The sequence below is a fragment of the Oleiphilus sp. HI0066 genome, assembly GCF_001635725.1.
Genome location: NZ_LWFH01001444.1, coordinates 46,492 through 69,488, shown reverse-complemented (window position 1 = coordinate 69,488; position 22,997 = coordinate 46,492). Strand labels below are relative to the sequence as shown.

At 43.8% G+C, this 22,997-nt stretch carries 25 protein-coding genes and 2 pseudogenes; 10 read left to right on the top strand and 17 right to left on the bottom strand.

The window, feature by feature from the left end:
- Positions 1-29: 29 nt before the first annotated feature.
- From A3738_RS22440 to A3738_RS22415, 6 genes are read right to left on the bottom strand one after another with little or no spacing between them, the layout of a single operon-like run.
- On the bottom strand, positions 30-908 hold the full coding sequence (locus A3738_RS22440) for a metal ABC transporter permease (protein ID WP_068479934.1): 879 nt from the start codon (positions 906-908) through the stop codon (positions 30-32).
- Positions 905-1,627, bottom strand: a complete 723-nt coding sequence (locus tag A3738_RS22435; protein WP_068501129.1) for a metal ABC transporter ATP-binding protein — start codon at positions 1,625-1,627, stop codon at positions 905-907. The genes A3738_RS22440 and A3738_RS22435 overlap by 4 nt, the downstream gene beginning before the upstream one ends.
- Positions 1,617-2,546: a metal ABC transporter solute-binding protein, Zn/Mn family gene (locus tag A3738_RS22430; RefSeq protein WP_068479937.1), complete on the bottom strand. Its 930-nt coding sequence runs from the start codon at positions 2,544-2,546 to the stop codon at positions 1,617-1,619. Before A3738_RS22430 ends, A3738_RS22435 begins: the two co-directional genes overlap by 11 nt.
- Entirely contained in the window at positions 2,536-3,078 is a 543-nt protein-coding gene (locus tag A3738_RS22425; protein WP_068500414.1) for a hypothetical protein, read from the bottom strand. The genes A3738_RS22430 and A3738_RS22425 overlap by 11 nt, the downstream gene beginning before the upstream one ends.
- Before the next feature lie 3 nt (positions 3,079-3,081).
- Positions 3,082-3,417, bottom strand: coding sequence for a hypothetical protein (locus A3738_RS22420; RefSeq protein WP_068479939.1), 336 nt, complete (start codon positions 3,415-3,417; stop codon positions 3,082-3,084).
- Positions 3,418-3,426: 9 nt separating this feature from the next.
- Positions 3,427-5,304 (bottom strand): PepSY domain-containing protein, encoded by a 1,878-nt coding sequence (locus A3738_RS22415; protein ID WP_068479941.1) that lies wholly within the window; start codon positions 5,302-5,304, stop codon positions 3,427-3,429.
- A gap of 334 nt (positions 5,305-5,638) precedes the next feature.
- Between A3738_RS22415 and A3738_RS22410 the strand changes: the two genes are divergently transcribed.
- Positions 5,639-7,651: a TonB-dependent siderophore receptor gene (locus A3738_RS22410; RefSeq protein WP_068501124.1), complete on the top strand. Its 2,013-nt coding sequence runs from the start codon at positions 5,639-5,641 to the stop codon at positions 7,649-7,651.
- 44 nt (positions 7,652-7,695) lie between these two features.
- Complete coding sequence (locus tag A3738_RS22405; protein ID WP_068479946.1) at positions 7,696-8,841, top strand: HmuY family protein; 1,146 nt, start codon at positions 7,696-7,698, stop codon at positions 8,839-8,841.
- Positions 8,842-9,274: 433 nt separating this feature from the next.
- Here the strand turns inward: A3738_RS22405 and A3738_RS22400 are convergent, their stop codons facing one another.
- From A3738_RS22400 to A3738_RS22390, 3 genes are read right to left on the bottom strand one after another with little or no spacing between them, the layout of a single operon-like run.
- On the bottom strand, positions 9,275-10,057 hold the full coding sequence (locus A3738_RS22400) for a heme ABC transporter ATP-binding protein (RefSeq protein WP_068479948.1): 783 nt from the start codon (positions 10,055-10,057) through the stop codon (positions 9,275-9,277).
- Entirely contained in the window at positions 10,058-11,077 is a 1,020-nt protein-coding gene (locus A3738_RS22395) for an iron ABC transporter permease (RefSeq protein ID WP_068501121.1), read from the bottom strand. It abuts the gene before it with no gap.
- A gap of 60 nt (positions 11,078-11,137) precedes the next feature.
- Positions 11,138-12,001 carry a hemin ABC transporter substrate-binding protein gene (locus A3738_RS22390; RefSeq protein WP_068501117.1) on the bottom strand — a complete coding sequence of 288 codons (864 nt, stop codon included), beginning with the start codon at positions 11,999-12,001 and terminating at the stop codon, positions 11,138-11,140.
- A gap of 200 nt (positions 12,002-12,201) precedes the next feature.
- On the opposite strand from A3738_RS22390, the gene hutX reads away from it, so the two are divergent.
- Both hutX and A3738_RS22380 read left to right on the top strand, forming a co-directional pair.
- Positions 12,202-12,624: a heme utilization cystosolic carrier protein HutX gene (gene hutX, locus A3738_RS22385; protein WP_068479955.1), complete on the top strand. Its 423-nt coding sequence runs from the start codon at positions 12,202-12,204 to the stop codon at positions 12,622-12,624.
- Between the two features lie 22 nt (positions 12,625-12,646).
- A complete protein-coding gene (locus A3738_RS22380; RefSeq protein ID WP_068479956.1) occupies positions 12,647-13,174 on the top strand; it encodes a pyridoxamine 5'-phosphate oxidase family protein in 528 nt (175 codons plus the stop codon).
- Between the two features lie 336 nt (positions 13,175-13,510).
- Here the strand turns inward: A3738_RS22380 and folM are convergent, their stop codons facing one another.
- Genes folM through A3738_RS22360 form a run of 4 tightly spaced genes read right to left on the bottom strand, consistent with a single transcriptional unit; the run spans position 13,511 to position 15,802 of the window.
- Complete coding sequence (folM, locus tag A3738_RS22375) at positions 13,511-14,233, bottom strand: dihydromonapterin reductase (protein ID WP_068479957.1); 723 nt, start codon at positions 14,231-14,233, stop codon at positions 13,511-13,513.
- A 6-nt stretch (positions 14,234-14,239) separates the two neighbouring features.
- On the bottom strand, positions 14,240-14,914 hold the full coding sequence (gene folE, locus A3738_RS22370; RefSeq protein WP_068501114.1) for a GTP cyclohydrolase I FolE: 675 nt from the start codon (positions 14,912-14,914) through the stop codon (positions 14,240-14,242).
- A 39-nt stretch (positions 14,915-14,953) separates the two neighbouring features.
- Positions 14,954-15,325, bottom strand: coding sequence for a dihydroneopterin triphosphate 2'-epimerase (gene folX / locus A3738_RS22365; protein WP_068478089.1), 372 nt, complete (start codon positions 15,323-15,325; stop codon positions 14,954-14,956).
- Positions 15,326-15,343: 18 nt separating this feature from the next.
- The gene (locus tag A3738_RS22360) at positions 15,344-15,802 is read right to left on the bottom strand and encodes a glutathione peroxidase (protein ID WP_197472243.1); all 459 of its coding nucleotides are present in this window, start codon (positions 15,800-15,802) and stop codon (positions 15,344-15,346) included.
- Positions 15,803-16,031: 229 nt separating this feature from the next.
- Here A3738_RS22360 and puuE point away from each other — a divergent pair, with 229 nt between their 5' ends.
- Both puuE and A3738_RS22350 read left to right on the top strand, forming a co-directional pair.
- Positions 16,032-16,937 (top strand): allantoinase PuuE, encoded by a 906-nt coding sequence (gene puuE / locus A3738_RS22355; RefSeq protein ID WP_068479963.1) that lies wholly within the window; start codon positions 16,032-16,034, stop codon positions 16,935-16,937.
- A gap of 234 nt (positions 16,938-17,171) precedes the next feature.
- A complete protein-coding gene (locus A3738_RS22350) occupies positions 17,172-17,831 on the top strand; it encodes a class I SAM-dependent methyltransferase (protein WP_197473964.1) in 660 nt (219 codons plus the stop codon).
- Between the two features lie 2 nt (positions 17,832-17,833).
- Here A3738_RS22350 and A3738_RS22345 read toward each other — a convergent pair whose 3' ends face one another.
- Positions 17,834-18,214 (bottom strand): DUF302 domain-containing protein, encoded by a 381-nt coding sequence (locus tag A3738_RS22345; RefSeq protein WP_197472078.1) that lies wholly within the window; start codon positions 18,212-18,214, stop codon positions 17,834-17,836.
- 224 nt (positions 18,215-18,438) lie between these two features.
- On the opposite strand from A3738_RS22345, the gene A3738_RS22340 reads away from it, so the two are divergent.
- Positions 18,439-18,966, top strand: coding sequence for a protein tyrosine phosphatase family protein (locus tag A3738_RS22340; RefSeq protein WP_082878616.1), 528 nt, complete (start codon positions 18,439-18,441; stop codon positions 18,964-18,966).
- On the opposite strand, the gene A3738_RS22335 is transcribed toward A3738_RS22340, so the two are convergent.
- The 3 genes and pseudogenes from A3738_RS22335 to A3738_RS32120 form a co-directional block, all read right to left on the bottom strand.
- Positions 18,963-19,502 (bottom strand): DUF4136 domain-containing protein, encoded by a 540-nt coding sequence (locus A3738_RS22335; protein ID WP_068479967.1) that lies wholly within the window; start codon positions 19,500-19,502, stop codon positions 18,963-18,965. The two genes, A3738_RS22340 and A3738_RS22335, sit on opposite strands and share 4 nt — an antisense overlap.
- Positions 19,503-19,613: 111 nt before the next feature.
- A pseudogene (locus tag A3738_RS32710) lies at positions 19,614-19,730 on the bottom strand (helix-turn-helix domain-containing protein); the annotation flags it as partial.
- Between the two features lie 48 nt (positions 19,731-19,778).
- Positions 19,779-20,810 (bottom strand): annotated as a pseudogene (locus A3738_RS32120) (sigma 54-interacting transcriptional regulator).
- Positions 20,811-21,324: 514 nt separating this feature from the next.
- On the opposite strand from A3738_RS32120, the gene A3738_RS22325 reads away from it, so the two are divergent.
- From A3738_RS22325 to A3738_RS22315, 3 genes are read left to right on the top strand one after another with little or no spacing between them, the layout of a single operon-like run.
- Complete coding sequence (locus A3738_RS22325) at positions 21,325-21,546, top strand: hypothetical protein (protein ID WP_197469173.1); 222 nt, start codon at positions 21,325-21,327, stop codon at positions 21,544-21,546.
- Positions 21,547-21,555: 9 nt separating this feature from the next.
- Positions 21,556-22,674: an NnrS family protein gene (locus tag A3738_RS22320; protein ID WP_068503250.1), complete on the top strand. Its 1,119-nt coding sequence runs from the start codon at positions 21,556-21,558 to the stop codon at positions 22,672-22,674.
- An 18-nt stretch (positions 22,675-22,692) separates the two neighbouring features.
- Positions 22,693-22,980 (top strand): hypothetical protein, encoded by a 288-nt coding sequence (locus A3738_RS22315; protein WP_068503254.1) that lies wholly within the window; start codon positions 22,693-22,695, stop codon positions 22,978-22,980.
- Positions 22,981-22,997: the final 17 nt, after the last annotated feature.

Below are 22,997 nucleotides of genomic sequence, written 5' to 3'. Positions count from 1 at the left end.
ATTCTTAGTTGTTTATTTGATCTCTAGTTTTATCGGGCGATTTTCGTTTGGCGATAGAGAAGTGATAGCAAAAACCACGCACAGGCAAAGAGTGTAATGGCCGGCCCAGCTGAAACTGGCCATTCACCGTACATGGGAATCAATACACCGAGCACAGACGCAGTTGATGAAAATAGTACGGATAGTACTAAGAGCTGTTTTAAGTTTGATGCGATTAATCGCGCACTTGCAGCAGGTATAAGCAGAAGCGCGCCGACTAAAACTGCACCGATAATCTTTACAGACGCAACCGTGATTAAGGCAATCATAATGACAAATGCATAGTCATGAAGGCGTGTGTTGATGCGCTGGCTGTGTGCTACTTCAGGTGATATCGCGACCAAATAAGCGTGGTTGCCATAGTGATAAGCCAGCACTGCAACGATGCTACAAATAATCACCAACATCACTAAATCATTCACCGTAGTGACGAGAATGGAGCCAAACATCACTTGTTCTATCAAGTGAGCGTTGACGTGTTTTGCAACATACAAAAGCAGAGCTGCCCCTAAGGCGAGAGCAAAGGATAAGAACACGCCAATTAAAGCGTCATAAGGAATGCTTGATCGTCCTTTGATCCACTGCAGTAACAGCGCGAAAAGAATAGAGAAACTAAATAAACTGATCAGTGGTGACTCTACTGGTTCACCCAGTAATATGCCGATGCTAACGCCGGTTAGTACGCTATGACCTACAGCCTCAGATAAAAACGCAAGTCGTTTTACGACAACAAGTGTTCCAAGTAAGCCTAGAAGTGGGCCTATCATCATGCTGGCAAGCAGGGCGTTTATAAGGAATTCATAGCCGAACATATCTGGCAATAAGCCCGCGTTCACCCAATCATTAAATTGGCCATAAATGATATTCAAGAAACTGCCCCTTCTTGATCAAAAGGAGTTTGCTGAACTTGAATGGTTCTAGGATCGATTTCTCGAATTGTTTTATCAACCCAGAAGCAATGATCACAATGCTCACGAATAAGTGTCCAGTCGTGCTCGATCATTAGTATCGTGCCGCCAGCCGCTCTAAACTTTTTTAGAATATTTATGGATTCTGTTTTTCCTTGCTCATCAAGTCCAGTCATTGGCTCGTCAAGAATGAGTAGCCCAGGATTTTGTAATAGTGCGGTTGCCAGCATTAAGCGTTGTCTTTCGCCGCCCGATAAATCACCAATTCGACGATCAAGTCTGTCTGTTAATTGAATATGTTCAAGTGCGTTTTCGACATCAGTAGGAAGACCTCGTCGGAACCAAACAGGTTTGGTAGACAGGCTCATTAACAAGTAGTCGCGAACGGAGATGGGCAAGCTATCATCAAATGGAAGCAGTTGCGGTATGTATCCTATGTTTCCGGCATTTGATAGTTCTGGGCTGGATGGCCAATCTAAGATGATGCTGCCTTGGTGGTTGTTCAGCCCAAGAATCGTTTTTATCAGCGTGCTCTTACCTCCGCCATTTGGCCCTGCAATGCCAAACCAGTTACCGTTCTTGAATTCGACAGAGATGTTATTGAGTAGTATTTGATTGCCTGCTTGAAAGAAGACATTTTCAAGTCTAAGGCTAGGGCCTGCTATCTGTTTACGAATCATTGTTGAGAGTCTCAGATGCGTAAGAGAGGGCTTTAACAAGTGTGAGAAGGTTGTGTGTCATGTCCTCAAGCACTAGAGCATCACGGTATTCGCCGTAGGTCATATGAGAAAAATGGTAAATGCGCGTTCCACTTTCCTTTTCTATCACGTCCACGTATTGATTAGGCATATTTAGTTCAGTAAAAAGCACTTGAACGTTAGCAGCTTTGATTTTATTAATCGTGTCTTGAAGTTGCGATGCGCTAGGTGATAGGCCATGCGCTGGTTCAACAACAGCTGAGACAGTCATGCCAAATTCTTGAAGAAGATAACCATAGGCTCCGTGTGTGCTTGCAATACGGATGAGACCGATATCCAGTTGGCTAATACTTTCTAATGCCTTATTTTTAATCGCACGTAGCTGTCTTGCGTAGATGAAAGCATTTTTTAGGAAGAACTTAGCATTGTTTGGGTCTAACTCTCCAAGTTCGCGCGCAATGGTATAGATTTGTCTAATCGCCGCGTCGATGGCTACAAATGTGTGAGGATTGTGTACCTTTCCTCCTCGTTTACTAATGAGAGGCACTGCTGCATTGGCTTCAATAACCGAAAGTTTTGGAAGTTTCAGTTTTCTAATCGCTTCCATTGCAAATTCGTCATGGCCAATACCGTTCACCACGATTGCATCCATGTTTTTTAAACGATTTAAATCTGCAGGTGAGAGTTTGTAGGCGTGTGGATTAAACCCTGCTTCGATCAGAGGTATTACATTTGCTCGGTCACCAACAATGTTTGCCACATAGCTATGATAAGGATGAAGAGTAATACCAATATTGAGTTTGGCTGATACATTATGACTTGTGACCAGAAGCGATGTTAGAAAAGCAATTCGTAATATCGGTCGTATAGTTTTTATGCGCGTGAGAAGGCTAGTGATCATGTTTGTTTTCGTAAATCTTATTAATTGTTGCCGCGGAGTGCCAATGGATAGTGGTGTCGAAACAAAGGGTCTTTAGGTCAACGTTGCTAAGATTGTTTTGTTCATCGTAATACCAGAGAGGACTTTTTGGTTCGCCCGCGCCATTTGGTAGCTCAAGTTTGATGAAATAGCGGTGAGTCTTTATTTGAGTTTGACCAACATAGCACGTCGTTACTTGCGCCCAGTGAAATTGAATAAGCGATTCCAAGTGTGTGGATGAAAATGGTTGGATGCCGAGTTCGGAAAGTTCATCAACACTCGGTATGCGCCCTTCAATTGCTCGAACCATTTGTATTTCTTCACCTGCATTGCTTAACGAGGTTAGAGCAGCGCGAATAGGTTTTGGTACAGCCGTGAAATCAGCTTGTGGATGGCCGTATAAGGAATACAGTAAAATCGCTGCTATCAGCAAAGTCAGCGCGCTAAATCCAAACACAAGCTTGTCTTCAAGCTTGCCATCTCGCGCACGTACTTTTTCGGAGTAAGTTGTCATATGTTAGATCTCAACGACTTCTTCGTCGGAGATTTCTAAGACGTGGCCAGGGCCTGCATCCATAATAATAAAATACACGCCCTCAGGACGATCGAAGGTGTAAATGGAATCGTTATCTGTGTGTCCTTCAGAGATGACTTCGTCATCTTCTGAGTAAACTTCCATAATGACATTAGGTGCCTTCGCTCGGTTTGAAAAACTAGCTTCGCATCGTACTTGATGAGGGGCTTTTTCGTTGTTTCCAACCGTGCAGTTTAAAATAGGGTAATGGGCATGGCTTAGTGGGATAAAGACGACTAAACCTGCGACAAGTGGTAGTACCTTTTTGATAGTTTTCACGAATTAATCCTACTTGGCAGCAAGTGTGTGTTGTTCTGTTTTAAGGTGATGTGCAGGAGTATTCTGTGTTTGAGAACTCCCAGTTTGGTTTGTTGGGTTGACCGACTTGACGCTTACTTCGTCGGCTTGAGATGCGCGTAAATCAACGGTGTTAATGCCGTCAGGCATCAATGACCAAGAGGTTTGATAAAATTCCCCGTCCCAACTCTCTATCGTGAGCCATAACTCGGCGTCGTCTTTTAGTGTCTTTGGAATTGGTGTATGCGCATGTTGATTGCCAACGGTGCCATGTAATACCGCCCCTGGAGCACGCTTTGTGCGTGGTTTGCCCACTTTTACATACATGAACTTTATCGCGTCGGCATGTCCTTCATGGATATATGCGTTGAGGGTAGTGGAGCGTCCTGCTTGAATCGGATCTAGGTCTTTTTCAAGTAATCCGAGAGTCGCGTTGAGCGATATGTTCCATGGCCCTATGTCTTGAGCTTTATACTGGTAACCGGATCCCGACGTTCCTTCGCTCTGCAGTTTAAAGCCGATACTAATGCCGATACAGATGACAGTAAGAAAAGCCCAATTGAGATATTTGAACCCAGACATTGGTCCGCCCCATGGCCTAAGTACTAACCAAACTTTCTTAAGTTTTCCTCGGATACGCCCGCTATTGATGGCTTTTTTAGTTGCCGATTTGGTCCGCTGATAGAAAATGATCATGCCAGAGATGGATAGAATGCTCATCGCCAAACCGAAGATGAACCAAATTGTTTTCACAAATAAATCCCAAAATCCGTCATAACCAAATGTGCCGTAATGCAATGGTCGCATCGACCAATCTACTCTCGAGATCGCTGGTGCGTCCTGCGCAAGCTTTGCTCCAATAACTTCGCCTGTATATGGGTTTACATAGTATGAGCTTCCCCATTTCATGGTCAGAAGGTCGTGCTTTGTACCATGGATGGCATAAGCCATGCCGTTGTGTTCCGGTGGATTTAAAAAGTGGGGGATAAACTCAGGATCGTGCTTGTGGACTGCTTCAACAATCTCTTTTGACGTGAGTGGGCTTGGAATGCCTTTGCCTAGCGCTTTTAAGTCGTGCTTCGTTAGTGCTGGGTCAATGGTGCGTTCAGGCAAAAACTGAGGTACAACGCCATAATTTACTAGTGGGTTTTGATAAAACCACCAGGACCCAGTTACGCCAATAATCAGCACGAACCACAACGACCATAAACCTAAAAACTTGTGTAGATCGCCCAAAAATACGCGGAAATTTGCATTCCATCGAGGAAGCTTAAAGAACTGCTTCCAGAATTTGCGATAAGAGATTAGCCCAGTAATTAAACCAATCAGACACAGCACACCAAAGACATTGACGACCGCACGGCCAATTAATGGCATGAACAAGTTTTTGTGGAGAATTGACATAAACTCTCCAACAGTCAAAAAATTCGTTACGCCAGTAACTTCTCCAGTGTAGGGGTCTGCCCAAACTTTTTTAAACCCACCATCGGGTAGGGTCATCATCGCGTGAGCAGCGGTATGTGTTCTATCGTTTGCTGTTTGAAAAGCGCTTAAACCGACGTTAGGCAGTTGCTCTTGCATTCGGTCAAATACTTCACCCGAACTTAATCTTTCTCCCTGTGGTTGAACTCTTACCTCGGAGTAGACTAGCCAGTCGATTTCTTCTGCGAATACGGCAAGCGTTCCAGTAATTAGTACCACACTAAATAGAAGGGAAAGCTTTAAGCCAATGTAGCTATGTATTAGGTAAGCGGCTTTATGTGCCGTAAGCTTTTTTTTTCGCGACTTCTTTTTGCTTTTGTCGGTAGTGGGTTGTGCTTCTTGTCCAATCTCGCCGAAACCCGAGGCGGTATTTACGTCTGCGCTCACTGCAGAAACTCCATTGTATGTTTGTTTTGATAAAAGAATTGCTGTTAGATGTATATGATAAGTATTATCATTTGCATTAGCAAACATACACAAAACTTTTCCTTACTGTTAATGAATGAGCCTGCGACTATGCAATTTAGTCGGATTAAGTGGGGTGTTGTGGCATTGGTGCGGGTAAAAAGGTTTTTCCCTAGTTGGTAATAGAAAAACAAATAAGAATGATTTGCATTTGTATTGATACTTCCTTGTTTAGTTGGTAATCTCGCGCCCTCTAAAATTAATACCACGCGCTTAGATTCGGTTTGAGCGTTATAAAGAGTAAGTAATCACATAAATGAATAAGACGTTATCCCTTACTGCTGCAAGTATGTTGTCTGTGTGTAGCACGGTAACCACGGCTGAGACGACACAAACTGAAGTCAAGACAGATTCTGTTCAAGCAGAAACTGTTGTCATTACAGGCTCTAGAACTGAGAAATTGCTTCTCGAATCGCCAGTGCGTGTAGAGGTGATTTCGCGCGAGGAGATAGTGCTAAAAAATGCACGTGATCTAAGTGAGGCGATTAAAGATGTACCAGGGCTTTTGATTAAGCCAATCCATGGTAAATCGGGCTCTGAGGTATGGATGCAGGGTGTCGATGCTAAACGAGTCATTGTTTTAGTGGATGGTGAGCGTGTCTCCCAAAGTACCAATTCTGGTACTGACTTAACCCAAATTGGTCTCGCTAATGTCGAGCAAATAGAAATTGTAAAGGGGGCTACTTCCGCTTTATACGGCAGCAACGCGATTGGGGGAGTGGTTAATGTCATTACTACCGATCCAGCTGACGGTTTGTCATATACCGTAAAGGGAGATGTAGGTAGTTACGGAGAGCAAAATATATCCGACAACCAGCTAGATGCGGCCGTCCGATCGAGTGCTGGCTGGCTAAGTTACAAAGAAGATGTATATGATTTAGAGTTCAGTTACGACGTTCGAGATAGCGATGGTTTTACCACGGATGTGGCGACGTGGGACAAGGAGGGCCCTTCGGGCACGCGATTAAATACTAGTGCTGAGATCGGTTTTTCACCGGTCGAAAATGCGCGTATTTTTACATCTTTTGCTACCTATACTGAAGATCTTATTACGCCTTTTACAGGTGCGGCTCCAGCCCGTCTTCAAACCGAAAAAACTGAAGAAGTGGAGAGGTACACATATCGCTTGGGTGGTGACCTGTCTTTAGAAAGTGATGATATTTCTGTTCGTTATTTCTACGAAGATTTTCAGAATCCGACCACCCAAGATATCGTGACGAATCCGGGCATAGAGCAAAAGAGGGTGCCTCGGCATATCAGTCAAAGTCTCTCTGCACAGATAGATACGTCTACATCATATGGAACGTTGCGAACGTTTGGTATCGAATACTTTGAAGCTGAAGTAGAACAAGATCAATACAAGGTTGCTACGGGTTGGACGCCAGAGGTTGATGGTGCGCGTCAAAATACTTCGTTGTATTACCAAGAAGATATTTATGCGTCTGATTCTTTAGAATTATTGCCTGGTTTTCGATATCAAGATGATAGCGATTTCGGAAGCTATTTTAGTCCTAAGATAAATGGTCGATATGACTTTTCGTCTTTAGTGGGGCTTGATCACTTCTTGCGATTTGGTGTTGGCAAGGGGTATCGAGTGCCAAGCTTGAAAGAGCGCTACCTTGAGTTTGACCACAGTCAGCATGGCTATAAGGTTCTTGGGAATCCAGTTACTAAACCTGAATATTCGAACAGCTACCAACTTGGCTGGGTCTTGAGTGGTGATTCTTTTGAATTGGACTTGAATCTTTTTAGAAATGATTTGAAGGATATGATCGAAACCGAGTTTGTGAGGATGGAAAATGATCCAACATACGGACTTGTGCAAATATTTGAATACGGGAATATCTCGAAGGCGCGGACGCAAGGCGCGGAAATCGCTACGAAATTAGAGCTAAATGAAGCGACAAAACTAACTGCAGGGTATACCTATCTTGATGCTAAAGATCTTAACACAGGCCTTAATCTTACTAAACGTCCTCGGCATCAAATAAAGACCAATCTTAGCTACACACCTACCGACTCTCCACTATCTGTTAGCGTTTCAGCGCGTTGGCAGGATAAAGAGTATTTTGACGACACGAATTCTCAGATCTCTCCATCATACGCAGAGTTTGATGTGAGTGGCGCTTATAAGCTGTATCAAGATTTAAGTGTGTTCGCGGGTGTCAACAATATAACAAATACACAGAAAGATTTTAAAAGCTCAAGTGATTTAAGGCCGGAACAGGGGCGTTATGTCTTTGTTGGTTTGCGCTTGGATCACTTCTAGATGCCTATTTGAAAATTACTAACTTGTTCGTAAAGGGTAAAAAAATGACTAATCAAAAGAAATTATTAACACTTGCTGTAAGTAGTGCAGTACTTGTCGGTTGTGGCGGTTCAGGATCTTCATCAGTAGTTGGTTCAGACGAAAGTGTAACGCCAACAACACAGATTGATGCATCTTCATATACCGATTACACGTACTTCAATCTAGAAACTGGCTCTGAAGTTAGTTTAACTGCGGCGGAGGCGGCTGCGTCAACAGCATGGCACATAGGTTTTCGTCGTAATGGCGCTATTTTGAATGGTGGTACTAGCGGCATTGGTAATGTCGAAGGTGCACTGGCTGCTGCTCAAGATGATTTTTATAATGGAGACGATCCTGACGTAAACGTTTTTCTTAATGCGAGTGATGCTATCGAAGAAGAGCATCTTTTAGCGTCGTACGATACAAGTCTTCTGACGTTTGTTTCGGATTCAGAGAATCTAGCGGTGAGCGGTGATTGGTATAATTACCAACACGTTGGTGGCGGTAATCCTCCTAATACTAGTGCGAATTCTGATAATTCTTGGTTAATTCGTTCTGCAGAAGGTGACAGCTATGCGCTCATGAAGGCGACATATTTCTTGTATGACTATGCGCATGCGGAAGTAACGTTTGAGTTTGATGTTCAGGCGCAAGGTACGTCACAGATTCTTGATTCCAATGAATCGTTTGTTGTGAATGTAATGCCAGGACAAGCTGAGTGTTACGATTTCGACACGGCTGCTGAGGTGGCGTGCTCCGATGCTTCTTGGGATGTTCAGTTCGAGTTGCCAGCTCTTCCTGCACGTGGCTTTAATGTACGCACGAATGGTGGTATTTCGGGTTCTGGAAACGGTGGTGTATTTGGACCATTGACGACAACGGATGCAGAAATGTATACGTCAGCGACTATAGCGCCAGGTTCGGGGCGAGATATTTCAAATCATTACGTTTCCGACTCAAATGCGAGCATCTTCACTGCTAACGAATGGTATGGGTACAATTTAGAAGGTAACCACAAGTTGTGGCCAAACTATCGTACGTATACGATTGATACTGATTCAACGGATGCAGATGCGAAAGTATATAATCTTCAGATCATCAGCTATTATGATGGCGCAGGCACTAGTGGCTATCCAACAATCCGTTATGTTGAGAATGCTTCTAACTAAGTCTTAACGAGTTGAGAAAATACCCCTCTTGTAGGGGTATTTTTTTACCTGAGATAAATGGCGACTTTGTTTGTATATTGGTGTGCAGAGTTGGGGGCTCGCAGCTTAGGGCGAATAGAAAGATTTTACTTAATGGTGTTTTATTAAGATGCTGATCCGCTTTTGGTCTGAGGCTATGGGCAGATAGGGATAGAAGGGTGGGTGGTTTGTTTAATCTTCTATAGATTAAAGCAATAGATTATTCGTTTCGTTCGCCCCTCGGGTTTACCTTTGGTCATTCAAGGTGAAAAGCGCTTTTTTGCCGCCATCGCCTTGCCCCAATAACGGGTTTTGTTGAGTCGATTTCTTTGGTAGGTCAGTATGACTTGGAATGATCATTTTCTAACCTCTAACCTCTAACCTCTAACTTCTAACCTCTAACTTTCGACATCAATCAAATAATCAGCTTATGACCTTCCGAAGAGGTGATGAATTCTGCTCTATATCTCCAGCAGCGTTCTATGTTTTCGGCATTAAGTACTTTCTCTACATTGCCTTTTTGAACGGCTTTTCCCTGATCGATAAGTAAGGCTTTGTCACAGTACTTGAGTACATGATTTAGATCATGGAGTACGCCAACTATAAGTATGTTTTGCTTATTACAGAGTTGTGTGACGAACTCTAGCAACTGATGTTGGTGCCCAAGATCTTGGGCTGATAATGCTTCGTCAAGCAGCAAAATAGGTGTCTGTTTCGCTTGGCTAATTTGCACTAAAACGCGTGCTAGGTTTACGCGTTGCTGTTCTCCACCTGAAAGCTGAGGGTAATATTCATCTGCTAAATGCAGGCAGTCGCAACGGCGCATGCATTCGTTTACTACTTGCTCTGCTTGTTCTCTACTAAGTGAAAGTGGTGTGAGCCCTAGTTCAACGACTTCTTTTGCTTTGAATGCAAATGAGAGAATTGACGACTGAGGAAGTACGCCTACATGGCGAGCGCGCTCCATTGAGTCCCATTGCCGAAGTTCTTTTCCGTGTAAGAGAATGTCGCCGGTGTAGTTGTTGTCGCCGGATATGGCTTTTAAAAATGTAGACTTACCTGCGCCATTGGCGCCGACAATTGCCCAAAATTCACCCTCGCTAAATTCCTCATGGGTTGTACGAAGTAGTGTTTTGTTTCCTGCTTTAACTTGTAAATTGTTAACGCTCAGTATGATTGTTGGGTTAGAAGTTGACATTTAGTACCACCTCTTACGTTCGCGCAATAACAAAATAATAAAGAAAGGGGCTCCTATCATTGATGTGATCAAGCCGATGGGAAGCTCTGCAGGTGTTAAAATTGTACGGGCAACTAGGTCTGAAATAAGTAGTAGCATTCCGCCTAGAATCGCGCTTACAGGGAGGAGGAATCGATGATTTGGGCCGCAAAGCATGCGCACGATATGCGGAACTACAAGCCCGACAAAACCTATGATTCCCGAATATGCCACAGCCACGCCGACCCCTATTGCAACAAGAATGATGGCGTTTCTCTTTAGGCGCTCTACTTTAATTCCCATATGGCGAGCTTCGGATTCACCCAATAACAAGGCGTTTAAAGCATTGGTTTGTCGCTGGAATAAAACGACTAATACGATGCAGACAAAAAGCAGTAATGGGAGTTCTTCTGATTTTGCTTTAGCTAACGAACCCATTTGCCAGACGCTTAACTCTCGTAGGTTATTGTCGTCCGCAAAATAGGTCATAAATCCAATCGCAGCTCCAGCAAATGCAGACATAGCCACACCTGCGAGAAGCAGAATAACAACTGAGGTGCCTTTTTCAGAACGAGCTAGTGAATATACAAGAAAGGTAGTACCTAAACCTGCTAAGAAAGCGAGTCCCGGGATGCTCAATGCTTTCCATGCTTCAGGCAGAACAACGATGGCGACGATGGCGCCTACCGCCGCACCAGAAGAAACGCCAATAATACCGGGGTCGGCTAGTGGGTTTCGGAAAAGTCCTTGAAGTACCGCTCCACTTTGCGCGAGTATGCAACCGACGAGTAAGGCTAGCGCTATCCGTGGTAGTCGGAGCTCAAGTAGTACGACTGAGGCAAGCGAGTATTCAGTGGTTTCTCTGTTGCTAAACGAAGAGGTGATTACACCGTATGCATCACTAAAGCTGATGTTTACAGCGCCTGTAACAATCGATTGTCCGACGAAAAACAATGTGCTGAGCGCAAAGAAGGCGACCAGTAAGTTGAAAGGTATGCGCATATTATAATAGGTATTACATAAGTGGCGCGTGCTGACACGCGCCTGTTTGACTAAAAACGATTACTTCTTGGCAAGCGTGGTTTTAACTCGAATGGCTTCGTCCATCGCAGCAACGCTTAGGCCGGCTACGAGCGTACTGGCGTTCATGCCCATAATGTTTTTCTCTTTCGCTGCGCGCGTTAAAGCGATGACTTCGCTATCTTCTAGTTTTGGTCCTTTGCTAGGGCGACCGCCGCTCGCTAATACGATAACGTCTGGGTTTAGTGCGATCAGTGATTCGCGTGAAGCTTCGCGATATGCTGGGAATTTCGCCATATTTTCTAGGCCAAGTAGATTCAGAAACGCGTCGCCACCTGTGCCTTGACCTGCCATGCTTCCGTTGGCGCCACCATGGCCGCCCATATCTAAGAGGAAGATCGCTGTCTTTTGTTTCACCGAAGTGTTGGCAAGTGTTGTGCGCATCTCTTCGATGATGTTGATGAGCTTTTCGCCGTCTTCTTTGTGATTAAATTCGGTAGAAAGTGTACGGACGTTTTCGATAAGAGTATCGATTGTTTTTGGTGATTCCTGTTGAATAATTTGGACGCCGGTTTTTTCAAGAGCGTTGATTGCGGTTTCAGGACCCATGTCTGCGGCGCCTACAAGAGCGTCTGCTTTGATGCTTAGTAAGCCTTCGGGTGAAAGTTGGCGGTGGTAGCCAATGCTGGGCAAGCCTCGTAATTCGGGTTGACGAACTGACGTGACATCCACAGCAATAATAGCATCCTGAAGGTTAAGGGCTTGTAGGACTTGGGTGGTGCCTAGATCTGCGCTGATAATGCGAGGAGTCTCATCTTCGGCGAGAGCTGTTTGTGTGGTAATAACTGTGAGAAGTAGAGAAAAGCATGCCAATGATTTTGCAAAACTAATTCCGGCGCTGCGCATTTTGGTCTCCGAAGGGGCGTGACAGATAGTGCGTAGAAAATAGTTTAAGTCGCACTTTCTTAGGGTGATATTTAAGAAAGCGCAAGAATAGAGGACGGTAATGGCAATGTCAATCGAAATGAGACTAATTCGTATTTACATGTAAAGCTTCGTCTGTTACCTTTCGCGACTTTGGGAATATAGCGCGCTAGGAAAAAGGCATGACTGATAAAGTTGATATTGATAACGATCCAATTATTCAAGGTGAGCAGGCGCAGGGTTTACTTGAACTGCTAAGCACTTGGGGGCCGCTGACCACAATCGTATTCTCGGGAGGTTGCGTGTTTGAATTTAAAGGTGCATTTCCTAAAGGCACGCTAGGCGAAGGTTTTTACAACTTCGGGCATGGCAATGCTGCGGGTTTTCAAGGGCATTTGAACTTAAAGAACGTAAAGGCAATTACCTTCCAAGATAAATTGCACCGTGGTCGTCAAAGCTATGCCTTTGTATTCCGCGACAAGAACAATGATTGCATATTTAAAGTATTCCTAGGGCGTGATGAGTCAGGCGAGTTGATTCATGCGCAAGTGGATGGTTTTAAAGAAATGCAGGCGCAAGCCAAACAACTAAAAGTAAATGAGTAATAGAACTTAGTAGGACAAGAACATGAGAGAAGAGAAACTAAAAAAATTAGAAGGCGACATTGAGTCCTTTCTTCAAGAGAGAAAAACGCTCAACCTTTCGACCATTACCACCGAAGGTTTGCCGTTTGCGTCGTATGCGCCTTTCGCGATGGATGAAAAGAACTTTTATGTACTACTTAGTGACGTGGCCCGTCATGGCGTTTACCTTGCGAATAATCCGGTTGCCTCAATTTTAGTGAGTGCGGACGAAGACACATCTAAGCAGTTGTTTGCACTTGAGCGTGTCAACTATGCAGCTAAATCTGAGTTGATTGAATACCAGGCTGAAGGATGGCAAAAAGGCATAGATTGCCTAGTTGAACGCTTTGGCGATCGTATTACGGGTTTGGCTAGCCACACAGATTTTAAGCTGTATAAATTAACGCCAAATGAAGGGCGCTATGTGGTTGGTTTTGGTAAGGCTTATGCGATCAAGGGCGAAGGCTTTTTAGGCGATAGCATCGAACATTTGCGTGACGGCCATAAAAAGCGCGAAGAAGAAGCGGCTTAAAAAAGGGGGGTAGAGTGTAAAGACTCTGACCCCAAATGTGAATTTAAGAGAGAATAAAAAAAGCCGCATGGCAAGCATAGCGGCTAAGGGACAAGCTTGGATGTTAAATGAGAACAGGTAAAGACTCTCAGTGATTTTTACGTCCTTTATTTTTCCTTGGATCAAATTACCTAAAAATTATTGGAACAATTTTTAGAATTAGGTTGATGCGAAAAATGCTAGATCTAAATCGTATGACTGATGAGGTGTTATTAAGTTCAATTCAGGGGTGTTTGGAGAAGCGAGATCTCACAATCACAAGCGCCAAGCTTTGGCATAAGACGAAACTTATGCCGTTTATTTTATGTGGCGTCCGCCATCAAGATTGAGGATTCGACCGGTAACGTACTTGCTTTCGAGAAGATATTCGACTGTTGCAATTGCTTCTTCGAAACCGCCTTCCCAGGGTAGGCTAGCCTTCTTCACGGCTTTCTGTTTGTACTCGTCATCGTCACCTTCGTTGAATTTCAGAAGTGCTGGTGCGATTGAGTTCACTTTAATTTCTGGCGCAAATGCTGCCGCAAAAGATAGCGTAAGGTTTTCTAGTGCCGCTTTGCTCGCCGCGTATGCAATATGCTTTTTACTTCCTTTTTCGGCGACAAAATCTGTGATGTGAATAATATCTGCAAGATGCTCTGCATTGCTCGAATTTCTGAGATTGTCTCGCAGGTTGAGGTTAAATAAATATGGGACCTTGGTATGCACATTAAACATACGATCGAACACTTGCTCGTTTGGGAAGCCTTTTCCTTCTGGCATCCAATCTGAAGCATTGTGGATCACGGCGCGTAGACGTATGTGTTTCAATTTGATTTCAGCGTTTAAATCGTTGACCGCATCCATATCCTGAAAATCGCATTGGTACAAAGTTGCTCCTTTGTCCCATAGCGAGTTCAATGACTCCGACTCACTGCGATAGGTGCCGACGACTTGCCAGCCTTTATCTAAAAAATGGTGAGCGAGGGCCAAGCCTAGTCGTTTAGTAATCCCTGTAATCAATACGCAGTGTTTATGATCCATTTCACCCTAGGCCTGTGACAAAAACTCTTGACGGGTGCGCTCATTCGACTTGAATGTTCCGCCTAATGCAGTCGTTGACGTGTAAGAGTTTGAATCCATTATGCCGCGCGATTTAACACAGTAATGAGTTGCATTAATGGACACCGCAACATCTTCCGTTCCAAGCAATGTCTGTAATGATAATAGAACTTGTTGTGTCAGTCTTTCCTGAACCTGAGGGCGTTGAGCGAAGAATCGAACAATACGATTAATTTTCGATAAGCCAATCACTTTGTCTTTTGGAATGTATGCAACCTTTGCTGAACCATCGATCGTTACGAAGTGATGCTCACAGGTGCTAGTGACGCTAATGTTAGATACCGTGACCATCTCATCAACGTTCATTTTATTGTCGATCACAGAAATCTTTGGGAAGTTTCCATAGTCGAGACCAGAAAATATCTCGCGAACGTACATCTTGGCGATTCGATGAGGTGTCTCGGCTAGGCTGTCATCGTTCAGATCAAGGCCAAGTGTTGATACTACGTCTGTAAACAAGGACTTCAAACGTTCGTATTTTTGCTCGTTATTTAATCCTGTTGGGATGAGTGGCGTTTCAAGGCCTGCTTCGACGAGCGCGTCTCGAACCAAGCGCGCTTCTTGGCTCACTTTGTGAGTGACTGTGGTGCTTAGAGCTTCCATGATTTAGTCCTTCTGTTGAGTGCTTTGGACAGCGTGGAATTAGGCTTGAAATTCAAGTGAGAGTGAAACAGAATCAGCAAAGCGTAATGCATGTGGTTTATCTATCTTAACACGAGCATAGCTGACCCAGGGATGTTCATGACAAATCAATAAAACGTCACTCACTAATTTCTCGAGCAATAAGAATCTGCCTTGCTCGACGTGCTTAATCACTTTCTTAGTAATGTCTTTATAATTCAGGGCGTCGTCTACGCTATCGCTTAGGCATAATTTACTAGCCGGATAGTGAATCTCAGCGTTGATCACGACATCTTGTTGCTTCTCTTTTTCTTCCTGATTAAAGCCAATAAATGTTCGCAACCGGAGGTTGGTAATGTTGATAATCGCTTGGCTTGTGTCTGATGAGCTCATTCGAATCTCTATGTCAGTTTAAAGTAAGTTGTCGATCGCACGTGAAAGCACGGCTGCGTTTGGCCTCACAGAACTGCCAAAAACTTCTACGACTTCGCCTTGGGTGTTAACTAAATATTTGTTGAAGTTCCATCTTGGCTCAGAACTTTGGGCGCTCAATTCTTTGAACACCGGGTGAGCACTTGAGCCGCGAACATCAACCGTCTCTGTCATTGTGAATTTTACACCAAAATTGACGAAACACACTTCGGCTGCTTTTTCCTCAGACTTAGCAGCCTGTCGAAAGCTATTTGAGGGGAATCCAATGACTGTGAAGTTCTGGTTCTCGTACTTTTCGTAGAGGGCCTGCAACTCCTTGAATTGTGGTGTAAATCCACAGTGGCTTGCCGTATTGACAATTAAAACATTTTTTCCGGAAGTGATCTCGCATAGGTTCAATGTTTCTTGACTGTGAAGTTTACCGATATCGATATTCAACCATTCCGGGCAAGCGTTAGCAGAACTGTTCTGGCTCGCAAAAGCGAATATTAAGAAACATAAAATTGTGCGTGCTGATCGTGTCATTCAAGACTACTCTTCAGTTATTTCGTGATGGTTCATACGCGACATAGTAAGCTTTGGTTTACCTAAATGTATCTAAGTATTGAGTTGACCTAGTGGTCAGATTATTATTCATGCTTTCATTTTGATCAAAAGAGAGAGTTCAATGACCTACCCAAGAGACCTCGTTGGTTATGGCCAACATACGCCTAAAGATGTATGGCCAAAAGGCGAGCGTGTTGCAGTGCAGTTCGTTATTAATTACGAGGAGGGTGGTGAGAACTGTATTCTTCATGGTGATCCTGCATCAGAAGCATTCTTATCTGAAATTATAGGAGCTCCTGCAATGGAAGGCGTTCGTCACATGAGCATGGAATCTATCTATGAGTATGGAAGTCGAGCAGGGTTTTGGCGTCTTCACCGAATGTTCACGGAACGCAACATGCCAGTCACAGTTTATGGTGTGACGACAGCATTGGAGAAACATCCAGAAGCTGTGCAAGCCATGAAAGATGCTAACTGGGAAATCGCGGCACACGGATATAAGTGGATTAATTATCAGTACATTGATAAAGATGAAGAACGTCATCAAATTCAAGAAGCGATCAAAAAGCATGAAGAAATTACCGGTGAACGGCCGCTAGGTTGGTACACCGGACGAACTAGCCCGAATACACGTGATCTAGTGTATGAAGCAGGTGGTTTTATGTACGACGCTGATTCGTATGCTGACGATCTTCCGTATTGGGTGTATGACTACGAAAACCCATTTCTAATCGTCCCATACACGCTTGATACGAATGACATGCGATTTGCAACGAACCAAGGTTTCAACACTGGAGAGCAATTCTTCACCTACCTAAAAGATGCCTTTGATGTGCTTTATGCGGAAGGTGAAACAGCGCCAAAAATGTTAAGTATTGGCTTGCACTGTCGTTTGGTTGGTCGTCCAGGTCGTGCCGCGGCTCTGGCGCGTTTCTTAGATTATGTTCAGTCGCAAGAAAATGTTTGGGTGACGCGTCGCATAGACATAGCCAAGCACTGGCATGAGAATCACCCTCCAGTTAAGTAAGTCAGAGCTACTGCGCTTACTTATACTGCGTTAAAAATTGGGGTCAGAGTAAAAGTACTCTGACCCCAATTTTATTCTTCCAAACTTTAGCTACACTTTTGTTCAATTTTAGAACTTCTATTGGGGTGACCTATGTCTACCGAGCAAGAGCAAATGAAACTCCTAATTGATCTTCACTCGCACAATGAGCGTCAAGGCCCCGGCGGTAAAGCAGAGATTGAGTAAGCGATTTATTTGGCCGGCTTAGATTTTAAGGTCAAGTATCGCATCGCAGATATTGGCTGTGGGACAGGCGCAGCGAGTCTCGTACTGGCTGATACCTTAGATTGCGATATTACTTCGGTAGATTTTCTGCAGGCCTTTTTAGATGTGTTGAATGATCGAGCTTCTGAGGTGGAACTCGCTTCAAGGATTTCGACGCTCTGTGCTTCGATGGATGATCTACCTTTTGAAGCAAATAGTTATGATGTTTTATGGTCTGAAGGCGCAATTTACAACATCGGTTTTGCCAAGGGCATTCAAGAATGGAAAGCCTACTTGAAACAAGGCGGTGTGCTAGTAGTGTCTGAAGTTACCTGGACGACGGATGAACGACCGCAAGAGTTAGAAGATTATTGGGAAGCTGCATATCCCGAAATCGATACCGCTTCGAATAAAATGAAGGTGTTGGAGCGAGCAGGGTATCAGCCACTTGGTTACTTCACATTGGATTTACATTGCTGGCTTGAGGGGTATTATGGTCCGATTCAAGCTTCATATAATGCTTTTCTCGAGCGTAATGCAAATTCTGAAGGGGCGAAAGAAATTATTGCTGCTGAAAGAGAGGAGGTGGCGATGTATGAGAAGTTCAAAGACTTCTATAGCTACGGAGTCTACATCGCCAAGAAACTATAATTTTAGTTCGTAGCCGCTTTTGCAAAGTTCGCGAGCGCTTTGCGTACCTTTTCTAATACGGCATCGCAACCTCTTATCTCGTGTCGCTCCTTCAAGTAAGCTGGATCGTTGTACGTGAGCATTACTTTTCCTTCTTCATCTTGTGTAATCAAAGCTTTTTGCGGTAAATCAATACCGACCATCTGCGTACATGCCATCAGTGGTGCACCCACTTTGGGGTTTCCAAAAATGATCAATGTCGTAGGGTTGATCGTTACACCTACATCTTCTGCTCCTTTAGAGTGACGGATGGTCGCAAAGACTTTCATGCCTTTCTCCTTAAGGGTTTCAAGCAACTTTTCTTGGGTTGTTGCGAAATCATTATTGCTTTCAATGTGAAGCATTCCGTTATGCGCCATGGCTGTTGAGCTGACAAATAGAAAGCAGGAAAGTATTAGCTTTAAGGATCTCATTTTTGTTCTCCAGAGGTCTTAAGTGGTGGATCTAGATTGAAGAGCGTTTTTGTGTTTTGCTAATGCTTCAGCATATGATGTGAAGCTACTCGAGACAAATTGCCGCCAGGCTTTCAGCAATATCGCTTTGAATTATTTTTTGTAGAGGTAGACAAATGAGCGTTGCTAGCGTTTCAAAAACAATAACAACCACCGCTGGATATCTTGTTTCACTCATCCGAAAATATACACCGCTAAGCGCAAAATCTGAGACGCTCGAAGATATTTATAACTACCTTCCAATCTCAGACTTAGTGACTACATCTGGTCAACCTAGCGAGGCACAGTTTGCTTTAATCAAAGAATCTGGTTTTGAACACGTTATCAACCTTGCACCTGCTAATGCGGAAAACTCTCTGAAAGATGAAGATGGCACACTCGCTGATCTGGGCTTAAGTTATACCCACTACCCAGTGAACTTTGTGAAGCCTTCTGAACGAAAGTTTGGATTATTTGTTGAAAAAATGCAGGAGCTAGATGGACAGAAAGTATGGGTGCATTGTGCTGCGAATATGCGCGTCTCCGCGTTTATGTATCGTTATCGAACTCAAGTGTTGAAGTTAGATATGGTAGAGGCTCGCCAAGATTTAGAAAAAATATGGGAGCCTCTTGGTGTTTGGAAAACGTTTATTTCTCGTTCTTAAAACCACCAGTTAAATCGTGTAGGGAAGTCTGCGAACATCTCTTGCATACGCGCATTGGCTTTTTCGGCATTAAATTTCTTAACATTGACCTGTGTTAAATCGCCAGTTGTCGCGGCTTTCCAAACTACATCTCCTGAACTCGACTCAATCACGTTAACAAGCATGCGAGCTTCAAATACTGCTTCCATATGAGGTGGGTGCGCAGGAGGAAACCTCCCTAATACGCCAGGCGTTGGGGCTTGATCAAATTCGAGGCGTTGAGATTGCTGTGTGCGTAAAGAATATTGAATAACGAAGTCAGGCTCTGCTCCGTCTACATATCCTTTATCAAGCATGACATTAGCAATGGCTTCGTTTAATAGCTTCTCGGCTTCAGTGGCAATATCTGTATGTGTGTGCACGACCTTGAAAGATTTGTAGTTGTTACCGAACTTGGGGCTTTGCTCATACAAAACCTGCATTTGTGGGGCTTGGCAGGCTGATATGAGAACAGCGAGCGCTATAAGTAAACCTGATTGATTGAGTTTAGTTAGCATCGGTAAATCCCTTCAATGATCATTCATTAAAAACTATAACACTGCAAATGCATGTTTGTAATTCAATAAGTTAAGCGATTGCATCACGTTTTATGTATAAGCTAACCGGACTTATCTCATCATCAAACGTTTCGCTAGTCTGGCTAGATTCGCTCTATCTACACCAAGCTGTTTTGCTGTCTTTGACCAGTTGTTATCGTTTCTTGAAAGAGCTTCTTTAATTAGCTTGCGCTGAAACTCTTGGGTTTGTTCTTATAGTGTCGTGCCCTCAGTGCCTTAATCAGTATTGTGAGAGTCCGTTTCGTTCGAGATTACGATTGTTCTATTGAACGCGCTATTAGTTTGCTCAGTGCTGATCGGGATGCTGCGCTCGTTAAGGTAAAGGACTTGTTTGTCGTTTGAGCGACTTTGTTCCGTTACAAGGATTCGCGCCACCATATTTTCAAGCTCTCGCACGTTTCCAGGCGACGCATATTCATTCAGTATTTGCATTGCTTGATCTGAATACCGGACTTCATCAATGCCAATTTTGCTTTTCCATTGCTTCGTAAAGAACTCAATAAGCAATGGGATATCACCATGGCGTTCTCTAAGAGCTGGGGATTGAACAGGGAAGACGTTCAAACGATGGTATAAGTCTTCCCTAAAGCGGCCTTTAGCTACTTCATCTGAAAGGTTGCGATTGGTTGCCGCAATGACTCGGCAGTTTACGCGTATGCTGGTTTTAGAGCCGAGGCGTTGAATTTCTCCTTGCTGCAGTGCTCGCAGTAACTTGGCTTGCAGTGCTAAAGGCAGCTCGCCAATTTCATCGAGAAACAGCGTACCGTTATCAGCGAGCTTGAACTTTCCCCGTTTTGCTTTATCTGCACCAGTGAATGCTCCTTTCTCATGTCCAAACAGTTCTGACTCTGTTAGCTCTGAAGGCAGAGTAGCGCAGTTTAGTGTCACGAGCACTGTATCTTTAAGATGCGATTGTTGATGTATCTATTGGGCGATTAGCTCTTTCCCTGTACCACTTTCGCCTTGAATTAATACGTTCAGACCTGTTGTCGCAATAGCGGAGATGTTGTTTTGCAAATTTACCATCCCTGTACTGTTGTCAATGATGCGAGGCGATGGATTGATGTTTGTTTCTTGAATCTTCGAAAGTGTGTCGATGCTTATTTCTATGCTAAGGCAAAGGCTTGCAAGTTCGGTGACGACTTTTAATAGGTTAGGGTCTAGATCATTAAATGCATGGGGTACTAGGGTATCGAACGTTAATATTCCCCAGCGCGAGCCATCAATATTAAAAAGTGGTGTACCCATGCAGTCATGCACAGGGAGGACTCCTTCAATGCTATCGACAAGGTTGTCATAGGGGGCGGGTAGTGGCGAGTTAGCATCAAAGCGAACCCAGTCTCTACCTTGGAGGATGGTATCTAAGCGCGGATGATCTTGAGCAAAAAAGGTCGTTTGTGCGCTTTCTTCTCTCAGGCTTTTTTGGGCGGCGATCTCCAATTTGTCTGCTGATCCGCTTAGAAGTACCGCAGCATCGCATGGAAAGATGGCCTCAACCATTTCAATCAAACAATGAAATGCGCTTGCCTTGTCATTGTGTGCAATGGCATGGAGCACACGATTAAGTTTTACCAAGATAAGTGTGTCTGTAGTCATATTGACCTTGATGTTGTCTAAAAGACTTCATTTTATTGTGGTCGAAATGACATTTTTATTCTTGATTTTATATTAAGTTTTTGATTTATAAATAAATAAGAATTGGCATTTTCCTCGCTAGCTAGTCATTAAACAGATCTAGCTGATACAAAACTGAGGAATGAAAATGAAAAACTTCGCTGCAATCTCTAGTGTTGGTGGAAAAGTAATGGCTGTGAGCGGTTTGATTCTAGTGTTAAGTATTCTTGTTTCTTATCCGTTCGCATCTATGTTCTCTTTAGTCATTCAATTAATTGGTCATATCGTGACTATAGTGTCTGCTGCAGCATTCAAAATTGGCTATATCGTTTTCGCGATTGGTCGCCATGGGCATTGTTTAGAGTTCTAGGTGGGGAGTATGACTTCATTTCTGAGTAGTCCGTTTAGGCCGTTCTTTTTATTAGCCGCTGCTTATTCAATCTTATCGCTTTCCTTATGGGTGTCAGTGGTTGCAGGCTTTTTTGCTTTTGACCGTGTAGGGCTTGTTTGGCATGTCCGTGAAATGTTGTTTGGTTTCGTAGCGACTGTGATGTTGGGCTTTCTGCTGACTGCGTGCGCTAATTGGACAGGGCAGCAGACTTTCAAAGGCGCAATGTTGGGCGTTCTCGTCTCGATCTGGATTGCAGCGCGCTTTTTTTGGGTCACTGGAAGTAGCTTATCAATCGCTGCGGCATTAGATGGTCTTGTATTCGCTGCTGGTGGGCTAAAGCTCGCGCATATGGTGTTGATCAGTCGTAATACGCGTAACTATGCCTTTCCTGTTGTTTTGTTTGTCTTTGCGAGCATATGCGCCGTTGAGTCGTATCTGTATATGAATGATCAACATCTTTCGTTGGATGTATTAAAAATCGTATTTTTCATCATGATGCATGTTGTCCTCGTGATGGGAGGCAGGGTAATACCCTTTTTCACTGACCGTGGCTTACAACGATCACAAACAAGGCGTTATCCAGTGTTAGAGCGCTTATCGTTAGTCTCGAGTATTTGTTTCGTGTTGGCGTTTGCTTTTGATATCCCCGAGGTTTGGCTGCAAGCGATAGGTGCGCTTGTTGCGCTATTAAATGCTGTGCGTTGGTTGACCTGGCGTCCTTTTGAGAGCTTGGGGTATTCAATGATTTGGCCTTTGCATTTGAGTTACCTGTTAGTGTGTTTGGGATTTGCGCTCTTTGCTTTTGGTTCGCCAAATAGTCTTGTCATGCACGTGTTCGCGATTGGAGGCTTCGGGATGATGATTTTATCGATGATCTCTCGTGTTTCACTTGGCCATACGGGTAGAGCTTTATGCTTACCGCCTTATATGGTGACGGTATTTTACTTATTGCTAGGCTCTTTAATCTTGAGAGCTTGCGCTGTGTTCTTTGGGGGGACGTACCAAGCGTTTATAACCTTAAGCGCCATTGCATGGTTTTTGGCATATGGTATTTTTTTAATCAGTTATACCCCCATACTGATTTCGCCGAGGGCTGATGGCAGATAATTAAAGATAGAACGAGATATGAAGTGGAAAATTAATGAGAGCCACAAGGTCAAAAAGGAATCTAAGAAGCTTGCCGCCGAAATTGTTCAACATTATCAGGCATGGAAGCAGATTATTATTGATCAGGGCTTAGAAGGCATGCTGTCGCAAAATGGCTTGCACGAGGAGCATCTACATGGGGGCTTATCTCATGAGCGATCGGACAGATTAAATCAGCATTTTCGCGTGATATATCGTGTAGATAAAAAGAAAGGCGAGATACATGTAGAAGATATCTCGCCTCATGCTTATCGTGCACATCATTAGTTTATTTGTGCAAGTAT